The organism is Natrinema sp. HArc-T2 (assembly GCF_041821085.1).
Taxonomy (GTDB): Archaea; Halobacteriota; Halobacteria; order Halobacteriales; family Natrialbaceae; genus Natrinema.
Window position 1 is genome coordinate 623,592 of record NZ_JBGUAZ010000002.1, and the last position, 10,516, is coordinate 634,107.

At 61.8% G+C, this 10,516-nt stretch carries 7 protein-coding genes; 5 read left to right on the forward strand and 2 right to left on the reverse strand.

What is annotated here, in order from left to right:
• The 5 genes from ACERI1_RS07590 (at position 1) to lpdA (ending at position 9,332) form a co-directional block, all read left to right on the forward strand.
• The gene (locus ACERI1_RS07590; protein WP_373617477.1) at positions 1-399 is read left to right on the forward strand and encodes a GPW/gp25 family protein; all 399 of its coding nucleotides are present in this window, start codon (positions 1-3) and stop codon (positions 397-399) included.
• A complete protein-coding gene (locus ACERI1_RS07595; RefSeq protein ID WP_373617479.1) occupies positions 396-3,584 on the forward strand; it encodes a putative baseplate assembly protein in 3,189 nt (1,062 codons plus the stop codon). Before ACERI1_RS07590 ends, ACERI1_RS07595 begins: the two co-directional genes overlap by 4 nt.
• Before the next feature lie 66 nt (positions 3,585-3,650).
• Complete coding sequence (locus ACERI1_RS07600) at positions 3,651-5,624, forward strand: putative baseplate assembly protein (protein WP_373617480.1); 1,974 nt, start codon at positions 3,651-3,653, stop codon at positions 5,622-5,624.
• A 3-nt stretch (positions 5,625-5,627) separates the two neighbouring features.
• Entirely contained in the window at positions 5,628-7,757 is a 2,130-nt protein-coding gene (locus ACERI1_RS07605; RefSeq protein ID WP_373617481.1) for a phage tail protein, read from the forward strand.
• A 123-nt stretch (positions 7,758-7,880) separates the two neighbouring features.
• Positions 7,881-9,332: a dihydrolipoyl dehydrogenase gene (lpdA, locus tag ACERI1_RS07610; RefSeq protein ID WP_373617482.1), complete on the forward strand. Its 1,452-nt coding sequence runs from the start codon at positions 7,881-7,883 to the stop codon at positions 9,330-9,332.
• Between the two features lie 15 nt (positions 9,333-9,347).
• Here the strand turns inward: lpdA and ACERI1_RS07615 are convergent, their stop codons facing one another.
• Complete coding sequence (locus ACERI1_RS07615; protein WP_373617483.1) at positions 9,348-9,644, reverse strand: hypothetical protein; 297 nt, start codon at positions 9,642-9,644, stop codon at positions 9,348-9,350.
• Positions 9,641-10,018 carry a helix-turn-helix domain-containing protein gene (locus ACERI1_RS07620; RefSeq protein ID WP_373617485.1) on the reverse strand — a complete coding sequence of 126 codons (378 nt, stop codon included), beginning with the start codon at positions 10,016-10,018 and terminating at the stop codon, positions 9,641-9,643. Before ACERI1_RS07620 ends, ACERI1_RS07615 begins: the two co-directional genes overlap by 4 nt.
• Between the last annotated feature and the right edge of the window lie 498 nt (positions 10,019-10,516).

Sequence of the window (10,516 nt, forward strand, 5' to 3'; positions counted from 1 at the left end):
ATGTCGGATACATTTCTCGGAACGGGCTGGGCGTTTCCAGTGGAGACGGACCCTCGAGGCTCAGTTCGGACCGCCGACGCCGAAGACGATATCCGGGACGCGATCCGTATTATTCTCGGGACCGCCAAAGGTGAGCGGGTGATGCGGCCCGAATTCGGTTGTGCAATTCACGACCACGTGTTTTCGGCCGTGACGCCGGCAACACTGAACGTCATCGAAAGTAGCGTTCGTGAAGCGCTCGTCCGGTGGGAGCCCAGAATCGACATCGAAGACGTCGACGCACGGCTGGACGACGAGCAGCCGAGCGTAGTCCGCATCGGGATCGAGTACCGGGTACGAACGACCAATAGCCTCTCGAATATGGTGTATCCGTTCTACATCACCGAGGGTGATGGATGAGCCAACGCCCGATCGTTGACGACAGAGACCGGGAAGCGTTGTATGCCGAGTTACGGGAGCTTGCAGCACAGTACACCGAATCCTGGGGTCCGTCAACGGACGACAACGCGACGGTTCTGTTGCGGATCTTCTCGCACCTCGGTCGAGACGTGATCCAGCGGTTGAACGATATGCCTGCAAAACACCGACTCGCGTTCCTCGACACGCTCGGATTCGACAGACGACCGCCACAGGCTGCGCGGCTCCCGTTGACGTTCGAGGTGTCGACCGACATCGATCGCAACGTTGCGATCCCCGGTGGGACGCAAGCAGTCGCGGAACCAAACGACGGACCGACACAACTCTTCGAGCTCCCACAGGACGGCGGATTCGAAGCGACCGGCGCGTCGCTGACGGATGTGATCGCGGTCGATCCGTCCGCAGATCGAATCGTCGATCACAGCGAGCGCCGAACTGGCGACGAGTCCGTCGAACTGTTCTCCGGTGAAACCCTTCAGGAACACGTTCTGTATCTGGCCCACGACGATCTCCTCACGCTCGAGGCCGGCTCTCCGATCACGATAACGGTCGAGACGACCGTTGACAGATCCGTTCTCGAGACTGAGCTCGTCTGGGAGTATTACGGTGAAGCCGACGATGGGACGGTCGGTTGGCAGCCACTCGAGCAGTGGAATCGCGCTCCATCGGTCGATGACGACTCCGGTCTCAATGCACTCCGGAAGCGACTGCAGTCTGAGGCGTCGTCACGGGCTGACGACGATCGGGTCGAACTTCGATTTCGGCTCCCCGGTGAGACGGTTCACCACACCGTCGACGGCGTCGAGAGTCGCTGGCTTCGCTGCCGAATCGCCGGCGACGGAGCCGATTTCGAGTCGTTCTCGATGCGCCTCCAGTCAATCTCGGCCAGCACCGGTCGCGACACACGCGAGGACGCGCTCGTTCCCGATCGTTTGTTGTCGAACGACGTGCCTCTCTCGACGGACGCTGAGAGTAATATCTGGCCACTCGGACGATTGCCACACCCCCCTTCGACGTTTTACGTCGCGTCCGAGGAGGCGTTTACCAAACGAGGTGCAATCGTCGAGATACGGCTCGAGCCACCTGCCGACCCCGATGTGGACGGGGCCACTGCCGTAGCGGACCCCGACGCAATCGAGGAGGTCACCGTCGATGTCACCGACCACGGCGAGGACGGATCATCGATTCAGGGTGCCGGGGTACTCGATGGGCCACCGGAACTCTCCTGGGAGTACTGGACCGGCAGCGGCTGGAGTCGTTTGCCCGTCCTCGCAGACGAGACGAACGATTTGCAAACTGCCGGTCGTGTTCGCTTTTCGGTCCCTGCGGACATCGAGTCGACGGCGGTGTCGGGCCACGAAAGCGTCTGGATCCGCGCTCGGCTGGTCCGCGGGAACTACGGTCAGCCATCACTCGGTGTCACCGATGCCGGCGCACGCGGATCGCTCGCCGATTCGCCCAACCCGCCACGCTTTGGCGGTGTGTCGATCCATTATGACTGCAACCAACAGCCGTTCGAGGCGATCCGTACGAAGAACAACGCGTCTCTAAACAGCGTATCCCCGGAATACGGCGGGTCACTGACGCCGTTTGTGAAACTACCCGACGAGACGCAGACGCTGTATCTCGGTTTTAATGGCACGCTTCGCGATGGACCACTCTCTGTTTTCGTCTCGATCGAGGACAGCACGTATCCGCGTTCATTTGACCCCGGCATGCGCTGGGAGTACTGTTCGGACCCAGACACGCGCGACTGGTCGAAACTCACGGTGCAAGACCGGACCGCCGGCTTGACCGAACGCGGTCTCGTCAGGCTGACGTTTCCCGAACCGACGACCGAATTCGAACTCTTCGGTCGACAGCGCCACTGGATCCGAGCCCGCGTTACGCAAGACGAATTCGACCGACGTCTGGACACCGACGCGCGGTCGACACGATCGGCTGGCGAGACTGACCGACTGCGTCAAACGACGGCTCCGCCAACCCTCGAGGGACTGTATCCGAACACACAGTGGGCTTTCAACACCAGGACGGTCGAAGACGAGGTCCTCGGCTCGAGCGACGGATCACACGATCAGTCGTTTGCGTGTGCCCATGCGCCAGTTATCGACATCGACGTGTGGGTCGATGAGCTCGAGACGCTGTCAACTAGCGAGCGGCGTGACCTCCTGGCCACCCGTCCCGAGGACGTTCGACGCGTTACTGACGCAAGCGGTGACGTGACGGAGTGGTGGGTCCGGTGGCAGCAGGTCGCAGACATGCTGGATTCAGCGCCGACGGATCGACACTTCGTCGTCGACAGAATCGATGGAACCGTCAGCTTCGGCGATGGAAACCAGGGACGAATCCCCCCGGCTGGACAGGGAAATATCACTGTGACGTATACGACTGGCGGTGGCCGAGATGGGAACGTCGCGACCGACACGATCACTGATCTTACGAGTTCGATCCCGCTGGTTACGGACGTCTCGAACCCGAAACCCGCAGACGGTGGCGTTGACACCGAACCCAGAGATGCGCTTGTGTCCCGCACCACAACCCACCTCAAACATCAGGGCCGGGCAGTCACCCCGTCCGACTACGAGCAGGTGGCTACTGCGGTGTTTCGAGAATTAGCGAAAGTCGCCTGTAACCCGTGTGGTGTGGCTGACGACGGCAATATCGTCCTATTGATCGTTCCGGATGTCAGACGGGAAAAACCGATGCCATCGATGGAACTCGAGCAACGGATTCGTGATGCGGTACGCGAACGCGCACCCGCGTCGCTCGTCGAATCCGACGCGTCCCGAATCGTCGTCCGTGGCCCGACGTACGCCGAGGTGTCGGTGTCAGTGTCGGTCTCGCTGTCTCCGGCCGATGCAACGAGCGTCTCGTTACTCAAAGAGGCCATCGAACGGCGACTCGACGAGTTCTTGCATCCGCTCGACGGAAACGGTGGCGAGGGATGGGCCTTCGGTACGAGGCCGTCTGTGGATGCGCTTCTCGATACCGTTACTGATACCAAACACGTCGCTGCTGTGAACGATCTCGACGTGACGGTCGAGGCCGATGGCGACCTCACGTCGCGATCCGGACGGGAGACGATGTCGTCGCTTCCACCGGATGCGCTCGTCTGTAGCGGTACACACGAGGTGAGCGTCTCGATGGCGGGAGGTGAACATCAGTGATTCAAACGAGCCGCCGAGTGCGGATTCGGAGACCGAGTTGCTCTCTCGATCTCCACGTCGTTGGAGGTGACAACTGTGGGACTTGACGTTCCGGAACTCGACGACAGAACCTACGAGGAGATTCTGACCGAGGCCACGAAATTGATTCCGGCCTACGCCGAGGAGTGGACCGATCTTAACCCCCACGACCCCGGTGTTGCGATCCTCGAGGTACTGGCTTGGCTGACGGAAACGTACATCTATCAGCTCGATAGAGTGACGGACGACCACCGCGAGAAATATCTCGCGTTGCTGGGCGAGCGCCGACGACCGCCGACGCCGGCATCAACGCGACTGCGATTACAACTCCCAACCGATACTGCGTGGGCGCACGTTCCGGCTGGGATGCGGCTTTCGGCCACTGAGGCCGACGATGGCGATGCACGCTACTGGTTCGAAACCGACCACCCAGTCACCCTGACGGCGGCGACGCTCGAGTGTGTGCTGACGGTGACCGATACTGGACAAACCGATAATACGCACGCAAACCGGACTGACGGAATGTTCTACCGTGCGTTCGGCGACGACCCTGCCGCCGGAGACGCGTTCTATCTGGGATTCGACGTCGATCCGTTCGCTCACGCGCGAACGCTGACTCTGACTGTTCGCTATCACGACGAGGACCTGTCCGACCCGGTGACGCACGGATCGATCGAGCCGTCGTTTACACCCTCCGTTGATCCGGCCTGGGAGTATCGCCACGAAGACGACGACGCGTGGCGACGGCTCGTCGTGGAGGCCGACGGAACGAACGCGTTCTATCGGGACGGCCAGCTCACGCTGGCGCTGCCCGACGATAGGTTGGCGTCCGAGAACGACGCTGACAGTCTCGAGCTCCCGGCTGACAATCAGTCGTCGGCACGGACCTGGCTCCGTTGTCGTCTCGAGACGGCTGGATACGAGATCCCGCCGCAGTTTGACGCCATCGAACCGAACGTCGTCTCGGTTAGCCACCGCCTGTCGGTGACCGACGAGGAACTGACGACCGTCGATCGCCTCGACGATGTGCCGGCACTCGATGGCCAGACCTACGCCTTCGAGCGGTCGCCGGTGCTTTCTGTGACGGTATTCGTCGACGGTCATCGGTGGCACGAGGTTCCGGACTTCGATGCGTCGGGTCCCGACGATGACCATTTCGTCCTTGATCGGGAGGGCGGAACCATCACGTTCGGCGACGGAATCACGGGTCGTGTTCCACCTGCTGACGCCTCCATCGTCGCCGACTACGTCGCTGGTGGCGGTGCGGCGGGGAACGTTCCGACGACCGCCGCGTGGCACGTCTCCGACCCGACCGTCTCGATTGAGGGACCAGTCGACGGCGCTGACATCGATCTGGTTCCACTAGGTGCGGCGACCGGCGGCTCCGATGGGGAGTCGATCGACGACGCACTCACCCGTGTTCGACGCGCTCGCCGGACCCCATCTCGGGCAGTCACTGCCGACGATTACCGCTCGATTGCCGCACAGACGCCCGGACTTCGGATCGGTCGGACGAACGTACTCGTCGAGGACGACGAGATCACCGTCGTCGTCGTTCCCTTCGCACCGCCCGATGTCGGCGCGCCGGAACCGAGCGAGGGATTCGTCCGTGCCGTTCGCCAGCACGTCGCGGAACGAAAACTGCTGAGCGATCGCGTGTGCGTAACCGGTCCCCAGTACGTCGGCCTCGAAATCGAGGTTACTGGACATGCCAGGGCACGATACGCTGGTAGCGGCCACGATGTCGCTGTCCGGACTGCAATCGAGGAATTCATCCATCCACTGACTGGTGATGGGGGCGATGGGTGGCCCTTTGGCCACACACTATACCGCTCCGACGTGATCGACCGGCTCACAGAGCTGGACGTGATCGACCGGATTGATGAGGTCGCCATCACCGCCCACGGCGGTGCGACGGTCGACGACGGTGCTGTCCATATCGACGACACCGCATTGTTCGCCGTCGAAGACGTGACGACGTCCCTTTCGATTCGGCCTGACTCGGCCACTGGAGGTGAATAACGCGTGGACTTTTCGTACGCGACGACGACGAGCACCGCTGATTGGCAGGAGTGGATCGGTCGGAATACCGATGTCCGTGATGGCGGAATGGAACTAGCGACGACGACTGCCATCGATCGGTCGATGATCGCAGAAGATGTCGTTGACGTAGCGATCGACTCGAGCGGTATCCTGTATACGCTTCGCTCGTCAGGCTCGCTCTCTCGACATGACCCGACATCCGGCCTCACGCATCGCCTCTGGGACCGCTCCGGCAGTGTCGTCGCTACTCCCTGTGCACTCTGTGTCGACGGCGACCGGGTTTTCGTCGCGGACGGTACTGACGGTTCCGTTACCGTCGTTTCAGCCCAGCTTCAGCGGACGATCGGGACGATCGAGACGGACGCGATAGATCCGATCCGGATCGCCTACGCGAACGGAACTCTCTTTCTTCTCGACAGCGTTGGTCGGATCCGAATCGTCGGGGAGGATACCGGTACCACCATCACCCGAAGCACTGCTCTCGTCGATCCGGTCGACCTCGCTGTCGACGCTGACGGTCGTGGATACGTGCTCGAGCGCACCGACGGCGATCCGGTCATTCGATCCGTCGGCGCCGCAGACGGCGACTACGACGACCGGTTCCCGATTACGAGCGCCGCGTTCGTTACGGCGAACGGTCCGTTCGCGCCGACCGCGCTATCGCTGGCCGACGGCACGCTCTTCGTCGCCGGTTGTCTCGAAAACGGATGTCGAGCACTGTTCGAACGGGATCTCGAGTCGGGATCGTTTCACGAGCGCCACCGCCTCGAGAACCCGTGTCGAACGCTCGTCGCACGATTGCTCTCATCCGACGACCGGCTGGTCTACGCAGCTACCGGTCCGAACGGGCACGGTCGGCTGCTCCGCGAACGACGCCAGCATGTCCGCCATCCACGACGAGAACGTTACCTCGGTACTGCGTTCTATCGATACGACTCCGGCGCGGACGATACCCAGTGGCACCGTCTTGCGCTCGAACACTCCCAGACGACCGCGAGTACGCAGATTCGAGTTCGCTACGCCGCGACGAACCGTCCTGTGCCCGTCGGTGGCGGGATAGACGACCTCGAGGTTGTCCCGACCGACGCTGTCGACGCCCTGTACGAACTGCAGATCACGTCCGTGTGGGGCCTCGCCAACAGTGATCCCGCCCGGCTCGCGTCGGCACTTCCAGATTGTTCCCGGTCGGACGTGCAGACGTGGCAGGACGCGGCGACCGACACGCTGGCGGCACACGCCGACGCTGACTGGACGACCGCCGATTCGGCAACTCCGGACGATATCCTGTTACGCAACGCCGACGGTCGATACCTGTTCGTTGCGCTCGAACTCGAGGGAAGCCCACAGTCGTCGCCACGCATCGATTCGGTGACGGCGTTCTGTCCACGCCAGTCGTATCTCCGCTATCTTCCGGAACTGTATCAGGAGGACGATCGTTCGGCTGCGTTCTTAGCGCACTATCTCTCCGTCTTCGAGTCCGTCTTCGTCGATATCGAAACGGAGATCGAACGGATCGGTCGCTACTTCGATCCCCACGCCGTGCCGAGCGAGGCCCTCTCGTGGCTCGAGCAGTGGCTTGCACTCGAACCCGACGACGAGTGGCCCGAAGACGCGCGCCGGGAACTGCTCTCCCGGGCCCCGGAACTGTACAAACGACGCGGCACGAAAGCGGGCCTTCGATCGATGCTCGAACTCACGCTTCGCCACGTCGCTTCGTCGGGTATGGACGATCAGACGTCATCGACGGCGACGACTAATGGCGGTGATGGGACCAGCACTGATACTCCCTCGGGTCATCGGCTGTTCTTTTTCGTTGACGACGATCTCGACTGTATCGACCGCAAGTCGGTGCGTCGCCAGTATCCCCTCCCTGCAGGGCCACAGTCGTTCGTCGTGTTCTGTGGGCCATTCGAAACCGCCACCGAGCGGACCACGGTCGAGTCGATCGTTACGTCGGAGAAACCGGCCCACGTCGGTGCAGATGTCGTCGAACTCGACGTCGGACTCAGTCTCGACGGTGCTACCTTTCTGGGGATCAATAGCCGCTTGACGACACGGCAGTTCTCGCTCGGCACGACGACGCTCGGCGAGGACACGGTCCTCGTCGACTGATCGTATCTAACATACTGCCCGTCTCGCTCCGTGTTTGATGTCAATACAATTATGAGATTCCGTTCCGTTTTTGCCTGTTGACAAGGCATACCTACACTATCCTCCGTCCCGTCTCTCCGCGTAATGGTCGTTGGAGACGTTACTACTGGTACGGATGTATTGGTCATCGGCGCAGGCCCTGCCGGCTACGTGGCTGCGATTCGTGCCGGACAGCTCGATCTGGATGTCACGCTCGTCGAGAAAGACGCCTACGGCGGAACCTGTCTGAACTACGGCTGTATCCCCTCGAAGGCACTGATCACCGCCACCGACATCGCCCACGAGGCCGCCACCGCCGAGGCAATGGGAATCCACGCCGACCCCGCGATCGATCTCGCCGGAATGATCGAGTGGAAAGACGGTGTCGTCGACCAACTCACGAGCGGCGTCGAGAAACTCTGTAAGGCCAATCAGGTAACGCTGCTCGAGGGGACCGCCCGCTTTGTCGACGACCAGACCGTCCGCGTCTCTCACAGCGGCGAGGGACAGGGCTCGGAGACCCTCGAGTTCGAACACGCGATCGTCGCGACCGGCTCGCGTCCCATCGAGATTCCGAACTTCGAGTTCGACGACGAGCCCGTCCTTGACTCGAGGCAGGCCCTTGCACTCGACTCGGTCCCCGACTCACTGGTCGTTGTCGGAGCCGGTTACATCGGGATGGAACTCGCCAGCGTCTTCGCCAAACTGGGTGCCGACGTGACCGTCCTCGAGATGCTCGATTCGATCCTCCCCGGGTACGACGACGACCTCAAACGTCCAGTCAAGAAGCGGGCGAACGAACTGGGGATCGATTTCGAATTCGGCTACACTGCCACGGAGTGGCGCGACCGTGATGAAGATGGAATCCGTGTGATCGCCGAGCCAGCTTCCACGGATGGTGGAGAACAGGCTGCTGGCGACCAGCTAATGCTCGATACCGACCACGTGCTGGTAGCAGTCGGTCGCGAGCCAGTTTCGGACACGCTCGCTCTTGAGGATGCCGGCGTCGAGACGGACGATCGCGGCTTTGTGAAAATCGACTCGCGCGCACGCACGACCGTCGATCACATCTTCGCTGCCGGCGATATCGCTGGCGAGCCGATGCTCGCACACAAAGGGAGTGCGGAAGGGAAAGTCGCCGCCGAAGTGATCGCCGGCGAACCGGCGGCCATCGACCACCAGGCGATGCCTGCCGTCGTCTTTACCGACCCTGAAATCGCCACTGTGGGTCTGACCGAAACCGAGGCCGCGGAAGCCGGGTTCGAGACTGTCACCGGTCAGTTCCCGTTTCGCGCAAGCGGTCGCGCGCTGACAACCGGCGACTCGGATGGCTTCGTCAAAATCGTCGCCGACGAGGCGGATGGCTATGTCCTGGGTGCGTCGATCGTCGGCCCCGAAGCCTCGGAACTGATCGCCGAACTCGGGCTCGCAGTCGAACTGGGGGCGACCCTCGAGGACGTCGCCGCGACGGTCCATGCCCATCCGACCCTCTCGGAGTCGGTGATGGAAGCAGCCGAAAACGCGCTCGGACACGCCATCCACACGCTGAACCGATAACCGATCGGTTCGTCGTTACTGGACGTACAGCGAGTACGCGATCACCAGAAAGCCGGCCAACACGAGCAGGCTCTCGAGAAGAATCCCCGTCACGAGGTGCACGCCGAGTAACTCGTATAGCATTCCCGCAAGGACGAACCCGAGCGTTACGAGGCCAAACCCGGCGGTGAGACAGCCGAGTGCTCGCTGTCTGGTCCGTCGGTACGCCTTGAACGAGAAATACGTAATCACGCTGCCGACGACGAGCACGAGCGTCTTGACGACCGCGAGCGCGAGTGTCAGCTCCATCGGTCCGGCAGGGAGCGGATTCATGTTTCTTTTCGCACCTCCGACCACAGGTCCGCAAGTCGTTCGTCCGCCGTCCGTGCCGGTCGGTCGATCTGCACCGATAGCGACAGGTCATCGTCCAACCCGAGGGAAATTTCGTCGAACGCGATCGAGTACTTGCTCGCGTGGTGGCCGTCCTGTCGAATCTCCGTCGACTCCTCGAGCAGCGTCGCCTCGGTCAACAACTCCAGTTTTCGGTACAGCGTCGATTGCGGGATCTCACATCGCTTCGTTAGCTCGGACGCCGTCATTGGTTCCTCGAGATTTTGGATAATCTCACGACAGTCGGGATCGTCCAGCGCAGCGCAGATCTCCGCTGCGGACGGTGTCGACTCCGAAGCGAACGGGTCCCGGACCATTCGTCTGTCCCTTACGACGCACGTGGTTTATCGGCATCGATGCGTCCCCCACTCATCGGCCCCCGACGCGACACTTTCTTGCGCATGCGCCCTCGAGTACGACGCACGCGGGTATCATCCGGCCCGACCGTACCTTCGAGGGTGGGATGACCGGCCGACCTCCGCCCGCGTGACAGCTTTACGACGTTGGCTCGAACTGTGAGCGGTGCGTCTGGCCACCAGTCTCTGACATACTATTCTCGTGGAAAGAAATAGCATGGTACTGGTTTCCGTCACCGGTCTCGTCCGATGGCCTTATATATACGCCCGGCACTCGATATGAATGCGAACGACGTGGCGCACGCCGCCACGTCCCCTCCGGCCGTTTCCCGGCATGGAGGTAGGATTACACCCTCCCTGGGACTCTGGCTGTCACGATCGGTTTCCGATCGTGACGATCCAGAGGCCTTATATGTGACTGGGCGTTCAATTGTGATCGCACACACCCACGCCGGCTGT

What these genes read in the sequence shown, in the direction of transcription:
- ACERI1_RS07590 (WP_373617477.1), top strand. Translation starts at nt 1, where the DNA reads ATGTCGGATACATTTCTCGGAACGGGCTGGGCGTTTCCAGTGGAGACG.
- ACERI1_RS07595 (WP_373617479.1), top strand. Translation starts at nt 396, where the DNA reads ATGAGCCAACGCCCGATCGTTGACGACAGAGACCGGGAAGCGTTGTAT.
- lpdA (WP_373617482.1), top strand. Translation starts at nt 7,881, where the DNA reads ATGGTCGTTGGAGACGTTACTACTGGTACGGATGTATTGGTCATCGGC.
- ACERI1_RS07615 (WP_373617483.1), bottom strand. Translation starts at nt 9,644, where the DNA reads ATGAATCCGCTCCCTGCCGGACCGATGGAGCTGACACTCGCGCTCGCG.
- ACERI1_RS07620 (WP_373617485.1), bottom strand. Translation starts at nt 10,018, where the DNA reads ATGGTCCGGGACCCGTTCGCTTCGGAGTCGACACCGTCCGCAGCGGAG.